Genomic DNA, 20,864 nt, shown 5'->3' with positions numbered 1-20,864 from the left:
TCTTGTGTGACTAAGTGGGTTCTTAAATGTAGTGTGTGTGGAGAAGAGAGGATATTTGAAGCCGGTTTCAACCTTGCGGTTTTCGGCGGGAAGTTATATCTATACTGCCGGAGGTGTAAGGCAAATAGAGAACATCTAGTACTCGGTTGTATAGAACAGGATGAGTTGTGCCCCACTGCAGAGATCTCCCTAGATGTCGCAGATTAAGTCTCTCGTATAATGGCTATTTCTTTAAGGAGTCGTGCTAAATGGGGCATTGTATGTTTTAACTTCTCAACAGCTGTTGTGATGTCGTCATGTGGGGATATGCCATATCTCTGGAGTATATATGCATGAGGCCCCAACATTGTGTGGACTGTTGCCATGCGCATTTGTACATCCAGTTTAAAAAATCCTCCGTAGTGCCGTTTAGCAAATGAGGCGTAGCTGGATTATGCTGCTTGTGATTAGGTGACTCAAGGCGTTTATACTACCGAGCGTATTGAGAATTTTGCCTAATTCCTCGGCTTCAGTCTCGTCGAGTTTGTCAAGTAGCCGCTTAGCTTCCAGTCGCTCTCTCTTCTTCTCTAATTCCATCCTTAACTGCGCCAGGGATTGACCTACAGAGGCGATACTCTTCTCCATATCTATACAAGCGCTTCTCATCCTCTTCTCTCTCTCTTGTAAACGTTTAATCTGTTCGTTATATACATCCATCCCGATTACGCCCTTTAGAAGCGCTTCCTCAAGCTTGTGATAGGATTTATCTAGCTCGGCCCTAGACCTCTTTAGCTCGTCGATCATTCTATTTACCTCTCTCATCTTGATTTCAAAAAACTTGGGAAGTGCCGCTACGTCTAAATCTACATACTCTTTGGTGATTCTAACCCTTATATTTGATGTATCTAAGTAGTAACTTGATCCGCTTGCATCTCTTATCTCTATTGAGAGTAACTTCTTCCTTTTTAAGTCGAACTCGCCCTTCTCGGCTATGCCAACTAATAATACGCCGCCTATATACACCGGCTTCCCCCTTACTGTTGGCAACTTAACCTCCCTCTTCTCTTGGCGTGCTACTGCAGAGAAAAACTTCCATATCACGTATCTTCCTAACGTCGTATTAAAACTCCAAGACTTAAGATAGAGACATATTTCTCTTGTGGACTTGGAGGATCTAAACGAGAAAATTAAGAGGTGCACAAGATGTCCACTACATCTATACAGGAAAAATGCCGTACCTGGCGAGGGGTCTCTAAAACTTGGTATAATGATCGTGGGAGAGGCCCCTGGGGCTTCTGAAGATGAGGAGGGGAGGCCGTTTGTAGGAGTAGCTGGACAGCTACTTACAAAAACACTTGCCAAACTTGGCATCTCAAGAGACGATGTGTATATAACAAATGTCGTAAAATGTAGGCCCCCCGGCAATAGAACTCCTACAAGAGAGGAGATAGAAGCTTGTCTTCCCTACCTTCTACAACAGATAGTGATTTTGAAACCAAAGAGAATTGTTGCGCTAGGTTTAATCAGCGGGAAGACACTCCTAAAGCTTGTAGGGAGAGAGGTAGACAAAATTGGCAATGTAAGAGGGAAATGCTTCCGGGGACAAGTGGCTGGAGTAAATCTAGAGATATGTTTAACATATCATCCAGCAGCTGTGTTGAGAAACCCCCATCTTAGGGAAGTTTTTGAAAACGACTTAGCGACGTTTTTTGGCGGCGGTTTGCCGCCTTTAAACAAATAACATCTTTCCGTCCACGCCGCTCTAGAGGTTGAAAAGTCTGAAGTTCGTAGGGATTGATCCATTGTTATGAAAACATTTATCTGACGTTTAAGGGGTTCTCAATGTTAAGTCACAAAATATAGTGGTTTTATATTGGAAAACGGAAGGGTATGAAAGGGTTGTTGTTTTGTCATGTGGACTGTGTCGGTGTTGCATGCGCGGTCAGCAGACTTAACAGCGCTAATCCTTTCCATCTTTGCGGCTTAAACTTTCGGTTCGCTCTCGTATACTCCCTGTAACCAACCTGTTACACCGGCCCGGCCGATCCCTCTTGCCCACCCCCGCAGCGTCTCTGCAGACGAGCCCCGTCCTCCCGAGGAGAACCGGTGACACAAAGGGGCTAGAACGCTATTTCTAAATTTATATAGAGGGTTTTGTTTGTGGATTTCTTCTGCTTTAGGCGTGGATGCACGGCATTTGACCATTTGAGAGAGTATGAGTACTGTACTTCTCGTTTTAACATTGAGAAAATCAGAAAAGCTCTAGTAGATCTATCTGCTGAACATATGGCAATATTGCAGAAGATAAGACTAAACTGGATTAATACAAAAAACCCGGTCTTTATGTTTCTATCAGGGAGTATTGTAGTAGACTGTATATGGGATGAGACGTTGTGCAAACACTTAGAGACTATAAGAGCTTTAGGCATTGCTGAAAAAATGGGTAGTACCTATTACGTGCCCCACACGCTTTTATCAGACGAGATACTTGAAAATCTGCCTTTACCAGAAGTCTCCGAGGAGGAATATGAGATAAAGAAATTCTATATAGTCAGTTTAAAGGGATTTGCAAGAGAGGAGAATGACATTGATGCTTTTGCTAAGTTTTTAGAAGCTACGCCTGTGTTCCTAGGGAGGAGGATTGCTAAGTTGGTAAAAAACGTGCCGTATATACCTCAGCTAGCTAATAAATATACCGAAAAAATAGATCTCCTCATTAAGTCTGTAGACGGCTCGTTAATAGGCCTCGGCTATGTAGACGTTACAAAAACTCACCATCTGGGCTTTTCAAAGGCTAAAAACTTCCTCCTATATGGACTTGACTATGTAATTATACTACATCCATATGTGGACCAAGCCTTTCATAGAGAAGTTGCAAATAGGGTTAAGAATAGGTGGGATATTTCTGAGGTGGGATACGCTGTGTTGAACGCCATGGAAGAGGAGTTGTACTTTTATAAACTACCCAAGGTCAACAGATATCTCCAAATGAGCGTGTCAGCACAGAGATATTCAAGTATAATCCGTAGCTATATGGAGACGTTATGAGGGCGTTTGAAAAGGGGTATTCTCTTCTCTTTGGTAGATCGGCAAAGAAGCTAGCGTTATACGCAACGTTGCTACTCTCAGTGTTTATTATATATAAAACGCTTGCCTATCCTACGGCGCCATTCTTGTATATATTATTCGGCGGCGCTATTTTTCTCCTTCTATCGGCCATAGATAGTGAAGTTATAAATTCGCGTAGGTCATACTACGTCTCTGTAATCTCCACACTTGTAGTTGCTTTTTTTGACTTAGTTTTACAAAAGCCGCCGCTCACATTTGCTTTAATTGGCGCTTTGGTAAGCGCCTTGGTTATCCAATCTCTTAGATGTAAATCTATAGTATTCGTACTGCCGATAGTGTTAACTGCTGCAATTTATTACATGATGAAACAAATTGACTTAGCTCTTCTCTCTCTTTCTTATGCGGTTGTTATGTATAGCCTAAAGCCTGTGGTTAATAAGATGACCGGCGGGATAGATGCCGTATGTATGTTCTCCAGTTTTATATACGCTGTATTTGCAGAAGACGATATCATTGAAGACGCTTTTAGAGAATTAGGTCGCATAGAGAGAGTCCCTGTACATGTGTATCTAGTGGGGAGACGCCACGTTGTTGTAGTTTCAGATTTCCACCCAGGCCCCTTTAGACACATAGGCGGCGGGGCGTTGGTAGATGTGTTAACCCAAGAAGTGGAAAAAGCCGGCTATAAATTCACATTTCTCCACGGCGTTGGTAGTCACGAGCGAGACCCTGTGACTAAGGAATCTGTGAAAAAGATTGTCGTTGCTATAAAAGCGGCATTGGAGAGCATGAAAGACGGCAGTAATCCTATCGGCATTCGTCCCATGGAAATTGCCTTAGGAGATGTGAAACTGGCGGCGTTTAGTCTAGGTGCTATGCCTTTTCTTGCTATAGTGGGCCGGCTAAAGTCGGCATCTGACGACATACCGTTGTGGGTTGCTAGACAAGTAGACACCGGCCATTTCATATTAGTTGACGCACAGAATAAATTTGACGGCGTTGTACAATGGCGAAACGAAGATGTAAAAGCTCTTTCTGATGGACTTAGAAAGATACAAGAGTCACCGCTGTGTAACTCATTTTCTATCGGCATAGGCAAGACAAGCGCAAAACACCTAGATCCATTTGGCTATGAGATAGGGCCTGGCGGCATTACGGCGATAGTAAATGAGTGTGATGGAGAAAAAGCGTTGTTAGTAGTTTTTGACGGCAACAACTTAAATAGCGACCTCTATACAGAGATAGTAAATACATATAGGAAACGTGGGTATAGAGTGGTAGAGGTTGTTACAACAGACACTCATAGAGCCACTGGCGTGGGGCTTGGACGTGGGTACAGAATTGTTGGCGAGTATGTTAACCACCGTAGCATAATAGAGACTGTGGATGTGGCTGTTGCAGAGGCAGAGCGCTTTCTTGCCGCGCACTCCGTGTCGTATAGGAGAGTAGAAGTTGAAGCAGAAGTATTGGGCGAGGAAGGGTTTAGGAAAATTCAATCTGCCGTAAGGATCTACAAGAGGGTAGGCGGCTTGATACTGAGTGCCATCTTTCTAGTGCCTGTGGCGTTAGTTGTGCTTTTTACATAAGGTTTATATACTGCTACCGGATTATGACTTATGTCTCATAAATCTCCAACTTCGGAGGCGGTTCTTGAATATCTGGAATCCATGATGGAGCGGTTAGAGCAGTGGATAAGAGAGCAGGAGAGACAGGTAAAAGAGCTTGAAAGTCATGGAGAAGCTATGAAAACAGCCGACAGACTCGAGCTACTCTATTCTGCCCAAGCAATGTTAGGATATATAGCCAGAGTGTTAAAAGATTTTGAATCTTGGTTAAGCAATCCTGTCGTAACGTCTGTAATGCCTGAAGACATGTTAAGAAGACTAGAAAACATGTTAAGAGAAGTCGCTATAAGGTTTGTCCAAGTAGATATAGCACACACTTCCGAGTATAAGGAGCTTCTCTCTAAGTTTGCAAAAGAGGGTAAAGTGCCTAGCGTCTTGCTACTCTATATTCAGCAAAAGCCGCAGATTCCTCAAAGAAGAAGAAGTGAAGAAGGAGAAACCCCAAGGTTCTTCTAGGGCTTATAGATATCAACTCTAACCTTGTATACCCCCGGTGCGTAGTCTCTAACAACTCTTCTTCCAACTATCTGACACGTCGGGCATATGTTTTTTACAATCTCCTCGGCTTCTCTAAATGGCTCTTCCTCTCTACCTGTGTGATAGAAGTGTACAACGCCTCCTCTGTCTATACAGTCAAGCGCCAGAGGAAGGTACTTATAGGCGCCTAAAGGGAGAGTCATAATAACCCTGTCAAACTTCTTCCTAAATAAAGGCGCAACTGTTGCCACATCTCCATGTATTGCCACTGCGTTTTTTATCTTGTTTATGCGAAAGTTTTCTAGCATGTATTTAAAACCCCAAGGATTTAGCTCTACGGCGACTATGATCTTCGGTTTTGCAAATTTCGCTATTGCCACAGCATATGGGGCGACTCCGGCAAAGAGGTATAGAACTCTTTCTCCATTTCCAACTCTGCTGGCTATATCTAACCTGTCTGTTTGATCTCTAGAAGAAAAGAAAACTTTTGTGGGATCTACCTTGATATAATATCCATGCTCTTTATGAATAACCTCAGTGGGTCCCTCTATTAGAACTTCGAAGTTATAAAGCCTATATTCGCCTGTGCGGCTTCCTATTTTTCTCAGGACAGCCTTAACATGTTTATTAGTCTCTGTAATTGCTTTAGCTATCTGATATTTATATACCTCTAGCTCCGGCGGTATTTCTACGATAGCCACGGCGCCGCCTCTAGAGCCAATAATCTCAAATGAAGTTGGAGTTTTATCTAATAGCTCTGGAGGTATCACGTTTTGAAGTCTACGTTTAAGAGACACTGTAGGGTTACGGCAAGTGTCTTAAAATATATCCGTCCCTGACCCCCTCATCACTTTTCTGAGTGGTAAGTTTTCGTCATCTGCCTTATATAAATCCTAAAAGTATATCACTTTAAACTCGTTAAGAATATATACCCCAAGCCCAAAATCTATACGTGTCTTCTAAGAAGAGAAAAGATGCCGAGGTTGCTCAAGCCAGAGTGGAGATAACCCCCGACCTCGACGTAGAGGAACTTGAGGGCGTAGGGAGGGTGACTGGCGCTAAGCTGAAGGAGAGGGGGTTCTTCACCGTTAGAGATGTGGCTTTTGCCTCTGTTAAAGAGCTGGCAGAGATTGTAGGCAATGAGGAGAGGGCACAACAGATCGTGGAGGCGGCTAGAAAGATGCTTGGTCTTCACTCATTTGTCTCGGCTCTTGAGGTTTATGAGAGAAGAAAAAAGATTAGGCGTATATCCACCGGCGTTAGAGCTCTTGACGAATTACTAGGCGGAGGCATTGAGACGCGTGCTGTGACCGAGGTGGCTGGGGAGTTCGGCTCTGGGAAGACACAACTCTGCCACCAGCTCGCCGTCATGGTGCAGTTGCCCGAGGAGAGGGGCGGCCTCGGCGCAAAGGCCATATACATCGACACCGAGAACACCTTCCGTCCCGAGCGTATAATGCAAATAGCGAAGGCCAGGGGGCTAGACCCCGACCAAGCCCTCAACAACATCTTCTACGCCAGAGCCTACAGCTCAGACCACCAGATGATTCTAGTGGATCAAGCCAAGTCTATAATTAGACAACACAACGTGGCGCTTCTCATCGTAGACTCCGTCATCGCCCATTTCAGATCCGAGTTCCCGGGGAGGGAGAACTTAGCCGAGAGACAACAGAAGCTAAACAAACACGTGGCTGACCTCCTGCGTCTGGCGGACGCCTACGACGTGGCCGTGGTGATTACGAACCAGGTGATGGCTCAGCCGGACGTCTTCTTTGGAAATCCGCTGAGGCCGGCTGGAGGCAATATTTTAGCACACGGCGCCACTTATCGTCTATGGCTTAGAAAGTCTAAGGAGAACATCAGAATTGCAAAGATCTTTGACAGCCCATATCACCCAGAGGGCGAGGTCTCATTTAGAATTACAGAGGAGGGTCTTGTCGACTAACCGTACATAAGGAGGAGCCAGTTGTATATAGGCAAGTACTTAAAATTCGCCGTCGCGAAATCCCAAAACTGCCTGTAAATTTTGTATATTGGATGTTGTGATAATTTCTTCAGAAGACGTAGCGCATCTGACATATGTCCAGCTACTGCAAGACTGACAGAAGAGTCCACGGCCAGAGTTCTTACAAGCGTAGAAACTAGGGTTTCGCCTTCGACAACTTCGACGTTAGTTCTTTCTAGCACTAAATCTGGGCGTACTTTAGCCACAAAAACATCTACAAGCCGTCTCAAAAGAGCTAGAGAGAGCTCGTAAGCAAGGCCATCTGGCTTAACGTCGGGAGGCACAGACCACACCTCGGCTAACGAGGGGTCGCTGAAGATTTGTGCAAGTGCGGTCTCTCGCATAACTTTGTATATGTCCACCGGCAGTGAAACTTTAAGTATATACATGTCATTAACCTCTAGCCTTGTCTCTTCTGCGCCTACAATTACAATATCGATAGGCGTATGTCCGAGCGACTCTATAGCGCCCTTTATCATCTCAATTGTATTCTTATCTACATCGGTGAGAGTTATGAACTCCACTACTACATGCTTCTATAATGCTTATAAATAGAAAGCCGAGGTAATTGTATGCCATCTCTCAAATTTGACGTGATCTTGACCACAGATCGTTCGATGATGTCAAACTACCACAGAAAGGAGTTCCTCGGCTTTGGCACCACGGGGCCTGTTTTTGTAGAACTCCCCTTTGGCCTATCTGAAAGATTTCACGCGTTTCTCTTTGCGCCTAAGGTAAAAGTAGATAGGTGGGGTAGACCGCTAGAGGCGCCTTACGGCATGAGAAAGATAGAGGCAAAGTTGTTAGACGAGGGTATAAACGCCGCTGTAATAGATCCAGATTATGTACATAGATACATCCCATATGCCAAGGTTTTGATGTTAAGCCACCATGACTACTTTGGATTAAATCCGCCTAGTAGTACCTGGAGTGTAATAGTAGGGAAAGAGCCCATGAACGCCATGTTTTTCAAAAGATTTATGGAGAAGATATCTCCACTTGTAAGAGAAGCGAAGACGAAAAATAAGTTAAAAGTAATCGCCGGAGGCCCCGCCGCGTGGCAATGGCTTTACTTTCCGGAGCTAGTTGAGAGATGGGGGATAGATACAATATTTGATGGGGAGGGAGAAAAGCTGATAGTGGACCTTGTGAAAAACGCGTTGGAAGATAGGCCACTGCCAAAGTATATCTATGTGGGTGTGCATGAAGCTCCCGACCTATCAGAAATATCTACGATAAAGTACCCAAGTATAAATGGGCTTGTTGAAATAGGCCGCGGCTGTCCAAGAGGCTGTGCCTTTTGTCCAGTGACACTAAGAGCGTTGAGATGGTACCCCCTGGATAAAATAGAGGAGGAGCTAAAGGTAAATGCTAAAGCCGGTGTAGTAGATGGTATATTACATGCAGACGAAGTGCCGCTTTATGGCTCTGCCGGAGTTGAGCCAAATCCAGAAAGGTTGATTGCGTTACATAAGCTTGCAAAACGGTACTACCGGAAGGTGGGATGGAGCCATTCTACATTTGTAGCAGTGTACCATGGCGAGAAAAAAATGGGAAGACTCTTTACAAAACTCTCAGAGATAATAATAGATGAACATCAAGACTGGTGGGGGGCGCAGATAGGTCTTGAAACAGGCTCTGTCCGTCTAGCACAAAAGATAATGCCAGGTAAAGCAGCGCCTTATAAAATCAGCCAGTGGCATGAAATTGTGACAGAGGCTGCGGCTATAATGCACGAAATTAGACTTATACCCGCTATAACGCTCATTGTAGGACTTCCCGACGAACAACCAGACGATGTTATAGAAACTATAGAGCTTGTCGAAAAGCTCAAGCCCTACAGAAGCCTTATTGTGTCATTATTTTACGTCCCAATGAGCCATGTGAAAAGCGAAAAGACGGGTTGGTTAGACAAGGTTAATCTATACCCCGAACACATTGACTTGCTAAAGGTAGTCGCTAGGCATTCTATCTTCTGGGCTAAAGACATTGTAAACAAATTCTATCTAAAGGGACCGCAGTACGCCCTAGTGAAATTCCTAATAAACTACTTCATAAGTTATGTTGAAAAAAGGATAGATAAGATCGAAGAAGATATTGAACAATACAAAGAAATTCTTAGACAAACAAGAGCTAAGTCGAGGAAGGAAGTGCTAACATATACCTAAAGTTTGTCACGAAGCTCTCTTCTTATGTCCGCTTTAATTCCCACACGCGCAACGCCAAGTACCTCAGCTAGTAGACATACAAAGCCGCAAGGTTTACAACAAGAAAGCTCGACTTCTTCACCGCACTCCACCTCACCATTTTGACAAATCAGGCGATCTAGATACGCCCACGCCTTTTTTAAAATCCCGGCTCGTGGGGCCTGTCTCTCAAACGCAAGTAAATTAGCGATTCCGTAGATATCTGTTATGTAGAGCACCGACTTTACCCCTAGTCTCGATGCTAGCGATGATAGACATGGCAAAGTCCTTGGCTCTACTCTCCCGCCACATAAATCTAGGATTTTTCTAAATTCTTCAACCGCTTTGCCATCTGCCTCGACATAGGCTAGTAACCCTGTCTTCCAGTCCACAAGCGCCACGCCCCTGTACACATTGCTAAGTTTGAGTTTTTATAAAACGGTTTCTTCTCTCGAAACTATGGAATCCGAGTTATGTTTCGCTTATGTTGGACAGGGATATGCGAAACCTGTAACTACAGTAAAGTGCAGTATATGTGGAAAAGAGGTAAGTTGGAGAGCGGTTGTATCTCACTACATGGGGCATGGAAAGAAGAGCGGCAGTGATATGGCGTGTCCCATTTGTAATTCCAAAGTTAAAAGCCAGGAATATAGAGAACACGTTAGGAAACATTTTGCGGTAAAGAGGGAGGCCTTTTATATCTGTGGTGTCTGTGGAAAAAGCTTTGTTTCTCTGAAGTCCCTGCTAATACATATAATGAAAACACACGAATAATGGACTTACTATATTTTTTTCTCTTAATATGGCCACCTTATGTTGCAAACGGCTCAGCAGTTTTAGCAAATAAGTTCAAAATAAGACATCCCATAGATTTTGGCAAAACTTTTGTAGATGGTAGACGTATCTTTGGCGATGGGAAGACTTACGAGGGGTTTCTGATAGGTCTTTCCACAGGTACGTTTATAGGATATGCGCCAAACCTCTTGTACAAACACCTCTCTCTTCTGGACGCCTTTGTTCTGTCAATTGCAGCTCTTCTTGGCGATTTATTTGGCGCGTTTATAAAACGACGTCTTTGTATGCCAAGAGGCTACCCCGCCTTTCCGTTAGATCAGCTTGATTTTCTTCTAACTTCGCTAGCCGTATACACCCTTTATAAAGACATATCTGTAGAGTATATAATCGCTGCAGTTATCATAACGCCTCTTATACATAGGATTACAAACTACATTGCGTATTACCTCCGTTTAAAAAAGGAACCTTGGTGATGTGATATTGTTATAAATCGGGGAAATGTCTCTTTTATGCATATAGTAATAGGCGATAGGACTACAGTAGCTCTCTTTAAGCTCATGGGGTTTGAGGGCAAAACTATTGAAAGTCCAGAGGAGGCATTAAAGTTTATAAAAGAACGCTTGGATACATACGATGTAATTTTTATAACTTCGAAAATAGCGAAAGCTATACGGAAGGAGCTTGACGAAATTAGAATGAGAAACCCACGTAAGCTTCTAGTAGAGGTTCCCAGCGTGGAAGAGGGAATGGAGCGCGAGGTTAACTATTTGCAAATAGTAAGGCAAGTACTCGGCGGATAATTTATAAAACGTTCTGAAAAGAATTTTCATGTCATTATTTGAAGACCTAATCAATTCAAAAATTCGTGAACTTGAAGAACTTAAGTCAAATCTTCTTATAGATATAGAGACTAGAATTAGAAAAGAAGCTACTGCGGTCTTAAACAAATACTCTACGCAGATAACAAACATAGAGAGTGAAGTAGCCCTAGAGCGTGAACGTATTCTTTACAGCGCGATTATAGAGGCAAGAAGAAAAATAGTAGAAACCTATGAACAGATATTAAATGATTTTATAGAGACAATATATAACGAAGTAGATAAGTTAAGAGGTAGCGAGAGATATGTAAAATTCCTGCGCTTTCTTATAGAAAGCGCTATAAATTACACTCAAACTAAAGACGTCATAATTTATGCATCGCCCAAGGACAGAGGAGTAGTTGAAACACTTGCGAAAAATCTCGGAATTACAGGCTTTGTGATAGAAAAAGACATAAAAGGCGGCGTGATAGTAATGACAAGGGACGGCTCAATTACAGTAGACTACTCTCTAGAGACTCTACTCTCTAACAAACTTGAAGAATTAAAACACCTCATATATTTAGAAACACATGAGCGGTAAAATAGAATATATTTCAGGACCCGTTGTTAAAGCCGACCTTCCAGGTGCGAGACTATACGAACTTGTATTTGTTGGCGAAATCAAGCTGTTTGGAGAAGTAGTTAGAGTACAGGGAGATAAAGCCTTTATTCAAGTATATGAGGATACCACTGGTTTAAAACCTGGAGAGCCCGTTGTAAGAACAGGCGAACCTCTTAGCGCATGGCTAGGCCCTACAATAATGGGCAAGATATATGATGGAGTGCAAAGACCTTTGAAAAACATAGAGGAGATTTCTAAAAGTCCATTTATTGCCCGCGGCGTAGGTTACGACCAAGCGCCACCACTGGATTTAAAAGCTGAATTTGACTTTAAGCCAAACGTCAAACCAGGAGAGGAGGTTTATCCAGGCGATGTACTTGGTTCTGTAAAAGAGACAGAACTTATAACCCATTACATTTTATACCCACCTTTACCGGAATATGTCCCAGGCACTGTTGAATGGATAGCAGATGGAAAATATAAGGTTGATGATGTAATTGCCAGGATTAAGACTAAACGCGGCGTAATTGAAGTCAAAATGTGGCACAAATGGCCAGTACGTAGACCGCGGCCATTTAGAGAGAAGTTGCCGCCTGTAGAGCCGTTAATAACAGGAGTTCGCACAATAGATACTATGTTTCCCATAGCTAAAGGGGGCACAGCCGCTATCCCCGGTCCCTTTGGGTCCGGCAAAACCGTTGCCATACGCACATTGTCTATGTATGCACAGAGTAGAATTATAATACCGGTCTTATGCGGCGAACGCGGTAATGAGGCAGCTGATGCCTTACAGGGACTGCTTAAGTTAAAAGACCCGAACACAGGAAGACCACTACTTGAGAGAACTACAATTATCGTCAACACATCAAACATGCCTGTAGCTGCTAGAGAAGCCTCAGTGTATATGGGTACAACTATTGGCGAGTATTTCCGCGATCAAGGCTATGACGTATTAGTACTTGCAGATTCTACATCACGTTGGGCAGAGGCTATGCGCGAAGTAGCCTTACGTATCGGCGAGATGCCATCAGAAGAGGGATACCCAGCGTATTTGCCGACAAGACTCGCAGAATTTTACGAACGCGCAGGCCGCGTAGTGCTCATGGGAAGCAAAGAGCGTATAGGCTCGCTTACTATTGCGGCCTCAGTAAGTCCGCCAGGTGGCGACTTTACGGAACCCGTCACATCTAATACTCTACGTTTTATCGGCGCGTTTTGGCCCCTATCGCCGAGGTTAGCGTATTCAAGACATTATCCAGCTATTGACTGGCTTTTGGCATTTTCACGTTATGTAGATACCGTAGAAGTGTGGTGGTCAAAAAATATATCTCCTGATTGGAGGAAAATTAGAGATACTCTACAGTCTATATTAGTTAAAGAGGCTGAACTACAGGAGATAGTGAGAATCCTAGGGACAGAGGCTTTAAGCGAATATGAAAAACACATTCTAAATGTTGCATACATGATTAGAGAGGGCTTTCTAAAGCAAGATGCTTACAACCCTGTGGACACGCCTTCGTCACCAATTAAACAGTATCTACTTATGAAAGCTATATATGCCTATTACGAGGAGGGGTTAAAGGCTATAGAGGCAGGAATTCCCGCCTCGGTATTAAGAGAACTAGAAACTGTTAAGCGCCTACCAAGACTAAGAATGGAGATTACAAACGATGTAGCTAAAGAGGAATTGACGAAGTTTATAGAGATGTTAATTTCTGAAATTAGAACAACAATCAGTAAGAGACAGTAACTCTTTTAAAAGTATCGAATATTTGTCGATGTGTCAAAGGCCTCCTTAGGGGTAAAAGAAGTTGTGAAAATCCCCAAAGAAGAGGCTAAAGAATTACTTAAACAACTTAGGCTTAAGCCCTGGCAATTACCCTGGATAAGATCAAGTGATCCATTGGCACAGTCAATAGGAGCTAAGCCAGGCGACGTGTTAAAAATAGTAAGAGAATCCCCCACAGCGGGCGAATTTGTGGTATATCGATTGGTCGTACCTGGGTAATTGTTACACAGTTGTTAATTTTTTATATACCACCACCTCTGGTGGAGCGATGGTAGATCTTCTTCCACTCCCCGTCGTCACAAGCCAGCAGGATGATTCATTCCCCACAAAAGATGACAGATGGACTTTAGTAGAGAGATTTATTAGAGATAAAGGACTTGCTAACCATCAGATAAAGTCTTTTAACGACTTTTTAGATAAGAAACTCCCTAAGATTGTAGAAGACTTTAAAGTTATTGAGACGGAAATTAAGGGCCTTAAGCTAGTTTTAGAGCGTATTGAAGTTGGCTGGCCTAGGATTAAAGAAAGCGACGGCTCTGAATCGTTAATCTATCCCATGGAGGCCCGGCTACGTAATGCGACATATTCCGCTCCACTATATTTAACCGCCACTCTTTATGTAGACGATGAGCCATATGTCACAGAGACTTTTTACATAGGCGAATTGCCCATAATGGTTAAATCCAAGAGGTGTAATCTAACTAGACTTAAGCCTAGTGAGTATGTAAAGAAATTTGAAGATCCGCAAGACTTCGGCGGCTATTTCATAATAAATGGGAGTGAACGCGTTATTATCTCTCAAGAGGATTTAGTAACCGATAGGCCTATTTATGATAAGGGAGATAAGCCATCGGTAAAATATATTGCAAAAACCATCTCAACCGGCATAGGCTATAGAAGTACGCTTGTTGTAGAACTTAACAAAGACGGCATTATATATGTCACCCTTTCTGCCATGCCTGTAAAAATACCGTTTCCAGTATATATGAAAGCTCTTGGTCTTGAGACTGACGAAGACGTTGTCAAGGCGGTTTCTGACGACCCAGAAATACAAAAAGAGCTACTGCCCTCTCTTATAGCGGCTAACCAAATTGCCATAACAAAGGAGGATGCGTTAGATTTCATAGGCGGTAAAGTTGCCGTGGGCCAACCTAAACCTATTAGAGTTGAAAAAGCGCTTCAACTACTTGACCGTTATTTTCTCCCTCATTTAGGCACTACTGTACCTGATGAGAAAAAACAACAGGAAATTAGACTGAAGAAGGCCCTCATGCTGGGCCAAATTGTCAAGGGCCTTATAGAGTTAGACCTCGGCAGAAGAAAGCCCGACGATAAAGACCATGTCGCTAACAAAAGAGTTAGACTAGTGGGCGATTTGATGACTCAACTCTTCAGGACAGTCTTTAAGCAGTTTTTGCAAGAGTTAAAAAGCCAGTTAGAGAAGTATTATGCGCGGGGTAGAATTCCGCATATTCAGACTATAGTGAGACCAGACATAATCACAGAACGTGTGAGACAAGCGCTCGCTACAGGGAATTGGGTTGGTGGTAAAACAGGCGTATCCCAGATATTAGATCGCACTAATTATATGTCAACTTTAAGCTACTTAAGACGTGTTGTATCATCGCTTTCTAGGACACAACCTCACTTTGAGGCGCGTGATCTTCATCCAACTCAATGGGGTAGACTTTGTGCCGTGGAAACGCCAGAGGGACAAAACGTCGGTCTTGTTAAAAACTTGGCGCTTCTCGCAGAGATAACTACAGGTGTTGACGAGGGGGAGGTAGAGCAGTTGTTATATAACCTAGGCGTTGTGCCTATTTTAAAGGCCAGAGACGAGGGCATCCGTGGTGCGGAGGTCTACATCAATGGGAGATTAATAGGTATACATCCTAACCCAGACGAATTAGCCAGGACAGTAAGAAGCCTAAGAAGACAGGGGAAAATAAGTGATGAAATAAACATAGCTGTCTTAAACAATGCTGTATATGTCAACTGCGACGGAGGCCGCATTAGAAGGCCTCTCTTAGTCGTAGAAAATGGAAAACTCAAATTAACAAAAGAAATTGTTGAAAAAGTTAGACGTGGCGAATTGACGTGGGACGACTTAGTAAAAATGGGAGTTATAGAGTACCTAGATGCTGACGAAGAGGAGAATGCCTATATCGCCACAGATCCTCACGATGACTTAAGCAAATACACACATGTCGAGATTATACCATCTGCTATACTTGGCGCCGTGGCGTCTATAATACCCTATCTTGAGCATAACCAATCGCCGCGTAATCAGTATGAAGCTGCGATGGCTAAACAATCTCTCGGACTACCGCAGTCTAACTTCCTCTATAAACTTGATTCACGAGGCCACATGTTATATTACCCCGAAAGACCTATTGTCACAACAAGAGGCTTAGAGCTTATAGGCTATTCAAAAAAGCCGGCTGGACAAAACGCCGTTGTTGCACTTCTCACATACACGGGCTACAATATGGAAGACGCCATTATTTTAAACAAAGCCGCAGTAGAGCGTGGCATGTTCCGTTCGGTCTTCTACCGCACTTATGAAACAGAGGAACAGAAATATCCTGGCGGAGAGGAGGATAAAATAGAAGTACCAGATAGTTCAGTTAAAGGTTATAGAGGACCTGAAGCATACAGCCACCTAGACGAAGACGGCATAGCTCCACCAGAGGTCTATGTTAGTAGCAATGAGGTTATTATAGGCAAAACGTCGCCGCCTAGATTTTACACGACGCTAGAGACAGAACGTATTTTAAAAGAGAGAAGAGATTCCTCTGTTGCTGTAAGACGCGGCGAGAAGGGCATTGTAGATAGGGTAATTATTACGGAGTCTCCAGAAGGCAATAGGTTAGTAAAAGTGAGACTGAGAGAACTTAGGATTCCAGAACTAGGCGATAAGTTTGCCTCTCGCCATGGCCAAAAGGGCGTCGTTGGCATGATATTGAGACACGAGGATATGCCGTTTACGGAGGAGGGCATAGTCCCAGATATAATCGTTAATCCACATGCGTTGCCATCGCGTATGACTGTAGGACAGCTTTTAGAAAGTATAGCAGGGAAAATAGGGGCGTCTCTTGGCGCATTAGTAGATGCAACGCCGTTCGAAGGTGTGAAAGAAGAAGAACTAAGAAAACTACTAATGAAGCTAGGCTATAAGTGGGATGGCAAAGAGGTTATGTACAGTGGAATAACAGGCGAAAAGCTTGTGGCAGATATCTTCATAGGCGTAGTCTACTACCAGAAACTGCATCACATGGTTGCCGATAAGATCCACGCAAGAGCAAGAGGGCCTGTCCAGATCTTAACTAGACAACCAACTGAGGGGCGTTCGCGCGAGGGCGGCCTTAGGTTAGGCGAAATGGAAAGAGACGTCTTGATCGCACACGGCGCCTCGGCGTTGCTATATGAAAGACTTGTCGAATCTAGTGACAAATATACGATGTATGTATGTGAGCTGTGCGGGCTCCCGGCTTATTTAGATGCCAGAACAAACAAGCCGAGATGTCCGATACACGGCGACACTGGGCAGTTCGCTAAAGTAATAGTGCCGTATGCATTTAAACTACTTCTGCAAGAGCTGATAGCCCTTGGCATATATCCAAAGCTCGAGCTTTCTGAAATTTTAGAATAGCTGGCTTATAATCTTTATATATTAACTTGTATCTAACGCCGTGTCGTTAAGGGAGGAACTTGACACAATCCCCCGGAAGGTAATAAAGTCTATCAAGTTTGGGATTCTCAGCCCAGAGATGATAAGAAAGTACTCGGTAATGGAGGTTACAACCTCCGAAGTTTATGACGAAGGCGGATTGCCCGTAAGAGGGGGGGTTGCCGATCGTAGACTTGGCGTTGCCGAGCCTGGGGCACGATGTGAAACCTGTGGTCAAACACATGACGTATGTCCTGGGCATTTTGGTCACATAGAGTTAGTAAAACCTGTTATACACGTCGGATTTGCGCGAATTATCTACGATATTTTAAGAACGACGTGTCCCAATTGTGGCCGTATTATGTTAAAAGACGAAGAAATACAGCGTTATAGAGAGAGATTGACAAAATTAAAAGGCAAATGGAGACTATTGGCGTTGAATTTACATGAGAAGATTCGTAAGAAGGCTTCAGAGAGAATGACTTGTCCACATTGTGGCTACAAGAGGAATAAAATTAGGTTTGAACGGCCCTACTACTTCTATGAGGAAACAGAGGAGGGGGCTTTGGTAAGACTAGATCCAGAGACTCTAAGGGATAGACTAGCTAAAATTCCAAATGAGGATTTGGAACTTCTCGGGATAAACCCCTCTGTCGCTCGGCCGGAGTGGGCTATTTTAAAAGTTCTACCGGTCCCGCCGCCACATGTAAGACCTTCTATACAGCTTGAAAGTGGTGTTAGATCTGAAGACGACTTAACACATAAACTTGTCGATATCATCCGTATGAACGAAAAGTTAAAGATAGCTATTGAAACCGGCGCGCCGACTAATGTGGTAGATAACTTATGGGACCTCCTACAGTACCATATAGCCACGTACTTTGATAATGAATTGCCAGGAATACCTGTGGCAAAACATAGAGGAGGTAGGCCGCTTAAAGGCATTGCCCAACGTCTAAAAGGCAAAGAGGGTAGATTTAGAGGGTCTCTCTCTGGAAAACGTGTAAATTTCTCGGCACGTACAGTCATAAGCCCAGACCCTCATATAAGTATAAACGAGGTGGGTGTACCATATGATGTGGCTAAAATATTGACTGTACCCGAGAGAGTTACGCCGTGGAATGTTGACATACTGCGAGAGTACGTCATAAGAGGACCTGAGACTTGGCCAGGTGCAAATTATGTAGTTACTCCAGAAGGGAGAAGAATAGACTTACGTTATGTAAAAGATAGAAGAGCTCTCGCAGAAAGACTAGCGCCAGGTTGGATCGTTGAAAGACACTTGAGAGATGGCGACATTGTTCTCTTTAATAGACAGCCGAGTCTCCACAGAGTGTCCATGATGGGACATTTAGTAAAAGTATTGCCGGGCAGAACCTTTAGACTGCACCTAGCTGTTTGTCCGCCATATAACGCCGATTTTGACGGAGATGAAATGAATTTGCATGTGCCCCAGACTGAAGAAGCTAGAGCTGAGGCGAGAACTTTAATGCTTGTAGAAAAACACATTATTACTCCGCGATATGGCGGCGCTATTATTGGCGCTAGACAAGATTATATAATTGGCGCATATATCCTTTCGCATAAGTCTACATTTCTCACAAAGAAAGAAGTTGCATACCTACTTGGGGCTGGCAAATCTGTAGAGGACCCCCCCGAGCCGGCGATATTACATCCGGTGGAGCTTTGGACAGGTAAACAGATAATTTCGCACTTCCTGCCTAAAGATTTAAACTGGGTTCAACCAACGGCGTTTAAGAGTAAATGTCAAGACGCATATAAATGTAATGGCGATGAATGGATTATTGTCATAAATGGCAATTTAGTCAAGGGTGTCTTAGACAAGAAATCTATAGGCGCAGAACAAGTGGATTCCCTATGGCACAGAATTGCCCGCGATTATCCACCAGAGATAGCAAGACAGTGGTTAGATTCTTCGCTGAGAGTATTTCTCAGATTTTTAGATCTACGTGGATTTACGTTTGGAATGGACTCAGTATATCTCCCAGACGAGGCATATAAAGAATTAAATATGATAATAGAAGAGAGTCTAAAAAAGGCATATACATTAGTAGAAGAATTCAGAAGTGGACGTTTAGAGGCTATGCCTGGCTTCACAGTGGAGGAGACCTTTGAGAACAAGATTACAGAGATCTTGTCAAAAGTGCGCGAAGATGCCACGACAGTCGTAGAGAAGTACGTTAAAAGAGACGCCGAAGGATATCTAATGGCTAAAACAGGCGCAAGAGGTAGCATTGTAAATATTGTACAGATGGTTGCAACGCTAGGCCAACAGACGATAAGAGGAGAACGCATAAGGCGCGGATATAGGACTAGGGTACTACCTCACTTTCCGGCGGGTGATATAGGCCCCTTCGTAGGCGGCTTTGTAAAACGGTGTTTTAGATGCGGCTTAACTCCAGTAGAGTACTTTTTCCACGCAGCTGCAGGTAGAGACGGCTTAATAGATACAGCTGTGAGAACGGCGCAGTCAGGCTATATGCAGAGACGGCTCATTAACGCACTACAGGATGTATACACCGCGTATGATGGCACCGTTAGATTCGGCGGAGCTATATTATTACAACCGCTATACGGCGAAGATGGCGTAGATGTAAGTCGTTCTGATCATGGAAAAATCGTAGATATCAAATCGCTTAAACTTTGGATAAAATGATTTCAAAACAAGAAGTCCTAGAAAGAGTTGCCAAAATCTTGCCACAACCTATTTACAAAGAACTAGAAAATGTAGTAAAAGACCTAGACGAAGAAAAAGCGCTTCGAATAATATATCGCGTACTAAAGCTCTACATTACGTCGTTAATAGACCCAGGAGAGGCCATAGGTATTATAACAGCTCAATCTATAGGGGAGCCTAGTACACAAATGATATTACGTTCCTTCCACTATGCAGGGCTGAGAGAATTCTCAATGGCAAGAGGTCTGCCCAGGCTCATAGAAATTGTAGATGCCAGAAGAAACCCCTCTACGCCGCTTATGTTTATTTATCTAAAGCCGCCTTATAACCGGGATAGAGAGAAGGCAGAGACTGTCGCTAAAAAGATTCAACAAGTAACTCTTGAGATGTTAGCTAAAGAGATAGACGTAGACTATATAGCTGGGACTATAACAATAACACTAGACCAAGAACAATTAAAGTACCGCGGCTTAAGTCTGAAAGATGTAGAGAGAGTGGTGACAAAGACCAAGGGAAAGGACTTTACAGTGTCTATGCGTGGACATACAATTACAGTATCTTTAGCAACGCCAGACGTGCTTAGAATTAGGAAAATACGTGATAAAATCCTCCAGATAAAAATTGCCGGCATAAAGGGAGTGAGAAAAGTGGTGCTCCAATACGATACAAAAAACGGTGAGTGGTACATAATTACAGAAGGGACGAATTTAGAGGCTGTGCTCCAGCTAGAGGAGGTAGACGCTACAAGAACTTACAGCAACGACTTACATGAGGTAGAGGAGGTTTTAGGAATAGAAGCGACAAGAACTTTGGTTGCACAGGAGATAAAGCGTGTGTTAGACGAACAAGGACTTGACGTCGATATTAGACATATGTACCTAGTGGCGGACGCTATGACGTGGTCAGGCAAGTTAAGGCCCATTGGGCGTCATGGCGTCGTAGGCACGAAGGAGTCTCCGCTTGCTCGTGCAGCATTTGAAGTAACAGTAAAAACCTTGATAGAAGCCGCAGTAAGAGGGGAGGAGGAGAAGTTTAAGGGTGTTGTAGAAAGCATTATAGCTGGTAAATATATCCCTGTTGGGACAGGAATAGTACGTCTCTTAATGCAGTTTTAACAGCGATAACTTTATAAATAGTTTTTTCAGCTAC

Annotated in this window: 21 protein-coding genes; 16 read left to right on the top strand and 5 right to left on the bottom strand. The window is 43.5% G+C overall.

What is annotated here, in order from left to right; genetic code table 11:
- Positions 1 to 6: 6 nt before the first annotated feature.
- Positions 7 to 207: a hypothetical protein gene (locus tag PISL_RS03710; protein ID WP_053240539.1), complete on the top strand. Its 201-nt coding sequence runs from the start codon at positions 7 to 9 to the stop codon at positions 205 to 207.
- On the opposite strand, the gene PISL_RS10640 is transcribed toward PISL_RS03710, so the two are convergent.
- Positions 204 to 365, bottom strand: coding sequence for a hypothetical protein (locus tag PISL_RS10640; RefSeq protein WP_167827612.1), 162 nt, complete (start codon positions 363 to 365; stop codon positions 204 to 206). The genes PISL_RS03710 and PISL_RS10640 overlap by 4 nt on opposite strands.
- Positions 366 to 408: 43 nt before the next feature.
- Positions 409 to 1,080: an Atg14 domain-containing protein gene (locus PISL_RS03705; protein ID WP_011762473.1), complete on the bottom strand. Its 672-nt coding sequence runs from the start codon at positions 1,078 to 1,080 to the stop codon at positions 409 to 411.
- Positions 1,081 to 1,138: 58 nt separating this feature from the next.
- Here PISL_RS03705 and udg point away from each other — a divergent pair, with 58 nt between their 5' ends.
- The 4 genes from udg (at position 1,139) to PISL_RS03685 (ending at position 5,129) form a co-directional block, all read left to right on the top strand.
- The gene (udg, locus tag PISL_RS03700) at positions 1,139 to 1,720 is read left to right on the top strand and encodes a type-4 uracil-DNA glycosylase (protein ID WP_011762472.1); all 582 of its coding nucleotides are present in this window, start codon (positions 1,139 to 1,141) and stop codon (positions 1,718 to 1,720) included.
- Between the two features lie 419 nt (positions 1,721 to 2,139).
- Complete coding sequence (locus PISL_RS03695; RefSeq protein ID WP_011762471.1) at positions 2,140 to 3,027, top strand: hypothetical protein; 888 nt, start codon at positions 2,140 to 2,142, stop codon at positions 3,025 to 3,027.
- Positions 3,024 to 4,634 carry a DUF2070 family protein gene (locus tag PISL_RS03690; RefSeq protein WP_011762470.1) on the top strand — a complete coding sequence of 537 codons (1,611 nt, stop codon included), beginning with the start codon at positions 3,024 to 3,026 and terminating at the stop codon, positions 4,632 to 4,634. Before PISL_RS03695 ends, PISL_RS03690 begins: the two co-directional genes overlap by 4 nt.
- Before the next feature lie 30 nt (positions 4,635 to 4,664).
- The gene (locus PISL_RS03685; protein WP_011762469.1) at positions 4,665 to 5,129 is read left to right on the top strand and encodes a DUF2153 family protein; all 465 of its coding nucleotides are present in this window, start codon (positions 4,665 to 4,667) and stop codon (positions 5,127 to 5,129) included.
- Here the strand turns inward: PISL_RS03685 and PISL_RS03680 are convergent.
- The gene (locus PISL_RS03680) at positions 5,126 to 5,947 is read right to left on the bottom strand and encodes a class I SAM-dependent methyltransferase (protein ID WP_011762468.1); all 822 of its coding nucleotides are present in this window, start codon (positions 5,945 to 5,947) and stop codon (positions 5,126 to 5,128) included. The genes PISL_RS03685 and PISL_RS03680 overlap by 4 nt on opposite strands.
- Positions 5,948 to 6,102: 155 nt before the next feature.
- Here PISL_RS03680 and radA point away from each other — a divergent pair, with 155 nt between their 5' ends.
- Positions 6,103 to 7,095 carry a DNA repair and recombination protein RadA gene (radA, locus tag PISL_RS03675; RefSeq protein WP_011762467.1) on the top strand — a complete coding sequence of 331 codons (993 nt, stop codon included), beginning with the start codon at positions 6,103 to 6,105 and terminating at the stop codon, positions 7,093 to 7,095.
- On the opposite strand, the gene PISL_RS03670 is transcribed toward radA, so the two are convergent.
- Positions 7,092 to 7,679, bottom strand: coding sequence for a hypothetical protein (locus tag PISL_RS03670; protein WP_011762466.1), 588 nt, complete (start codon positions 7,677 to 7,679; stop codon positions 7,092 to 7,094). The two genes, radA and PISL_RS03670, sit on opposite strands and share 4 nt — an antisense overlap.
- Before the next feature lie 48 nt (positions 7,680 to 7,727).
- Here PISL_RS03670 and PISL_RS03665 point away from each other — a divergent pair, with 48 nt between their 5' ends.
- A complete protein-coding gene (locus PISL_RS03665) occupies positions 7,728 to 9,323 on the top strand; it encodes a B12-binding domain-containing radical SAM protein (RefSeq protein WP_011762465.1) in 1,596 nt (531 codons plus the stop codon).
- Here PISL_RS03665 and PISL_RS03660 read toward each other — a convergent pair.
- Positions 9,320 to 9,754, bottom strand: a complete 435-nt coding sequence (locus tag PISL_RS03660) for a hypothetical protein (RefSeq protein ID WP_011762464.1) — start codon at positions 9,752 to 9,754, stop codon at positions 9,320 to 9,322. The two genes, PISL_RS03665 and PISL_RS03660, sit on opposite strands and share 4 nt — an antisense overlap.
- A gap of 46 nt (positions 9,755 to 9,800) precedes the next feature.
- Between PISL_RS03660 and PISL_RS03655 the strand changes: the two genes are divergently transcribed.
- The 9 genes from PISL_RS03655 to rpoA2 are packed head-to-tail and all read left to right on the top strand — an operon-like array spanning position 9,801 to position 20,830.
- Positions 9,801 to 10,115 (top strand): C2H2-type zinc finger protein, encoded by a 315-nt coding sequence (locus PISL_RS03655; protein WP_011762463.1) that lies wholly within the window; start codon positions 9,801 to 9,803, stop codon positions 10,113 to 10,115.
- Positions 10,115 to 10,609, top strand: coding sequence for a CDP-2,3-bis-(O-geranylgeranyl)-sn-glycerol synthase (locus PISL_RS03650; protein WP_011762462.1), 495 nt, complete (start codon positions 10,115 to 10,117; stop codon positions 10,607 to 10,609). Before PISL_RS03655 ends, PISL_RS03650 begins: the two co-directional genes overlap by 1 nt.
- 36 nt (positions 10,610 to 10,645) lie before the next feature.
- Positions 10,646 to 10,936 (top strand): V-type ATP synthase subunit F, encoded by a 291-nt coding sequence (locus tag PISL_RS03645; protein WP_011762461.1) that lies wholly within the window; start codon positions 10,646 to 10,648, stop codon positions 10,934 to 10,936.
- A gap of 28 nt (positions 10,937 to 10,964) precedes the next feature.
- On the top strand, positions 10,965 to 11,537 hold the full coding sequence (locus tag PISL_RS03640) for a V-type ATP synthase subunit E (RefSeq protein ID WP_011762460.1): 573 nt from the start codon (positions 10,965 to 10,967) through the stop codon (positions 11,535 to 11,537).
- On the top strand, positions 11,527 to 13,308 hold the full coding sequence (locus tag PISL_RS03635; protein ID WP_011762459.1) for a V-type ATP synthase subunit A: 1,782 nt from the start codon (positions 11,527 to 11,529) through the stop codon (positions 13,306 to 13,308). Before PISL_RS03640 ends, PISL_RS03635 begins: the two co-directional genes overlap by 11 nt.
- A 30-nt stretch (positions 13,309 to 13,338) precedes the next feature.
- Positions 13,339 to 13,566, top strand: a complete 228-nt coding sequence (locus PISL_RS03630) for a DNA-directed RNA polymerase subunit H (protein ID WP_011762458.1) — start codon at positions 13,339 to 13,341, stop codon at positions 13,564 to 13,566.
- Positions 13,567 to 13,615: 49 nt separating this feature from the next.
- Positions 13,616 to 16,999 (top strand): DNA-directed RNA polymerase subunit B, encoded by a 3,384-nt coding sequence (locus tag PISL_RS03625; protein ID WP_011762457.1) that lies wholly within the window; start codon positions 13,616 to 13,618, stop codon positions 16,997 to 16,999.
- Between the two features lie 40 nt (positions 17,000 to 17,039).
- On the top strand, positions 17,040 to 19,694 hold the full coding sequence (gene rpoA1, locus PISL_RS03620; RefSeq protein WP_011762456.1) for a DNA-directed RNA polymerase subunit A': 2,655 nt from the start codon (positions 17,040 to 17,042) through the stop codon (positions 19,692 to 19,694).
- On the top strand, positions 19,691 to 20,830 hold the full coding sequence (rpoA2, locus tag PISL_RS03615; RefSeq protein ID WP_011762455.1) for a DNA-directed RNA polymerase subunit A'': 1,140 nt from the start codon (positions 19,691 to 19,693) through the stop codon (positions 20,828 to 20,830). The genes rpoA1 and rpoA2 overlap by 4 nt, the downstream gene beginning before the upstream one ends.
- The last annotated feature ends 34 nt before the right edge of the window (positions 20,831 to 20,864 follow it).

Origin of the sequence: Pyrobaculum islandicum DSM 4184 (assembly GCF_000015205.1) — an archaeon.
GTDB classification, from domain to species: domain Archaea; phylum Thermoproteota; class Thermoprotei; order Thermoproteales; family Thermoproteaceae; genus Pyrobaculum; species Pyrobaculum islandicum.
The sequence above is the reverse complement of the archived record's forward strand: the minus strand, read 5'-3'. Positions and strand labels throughout refer to the sequence as shown.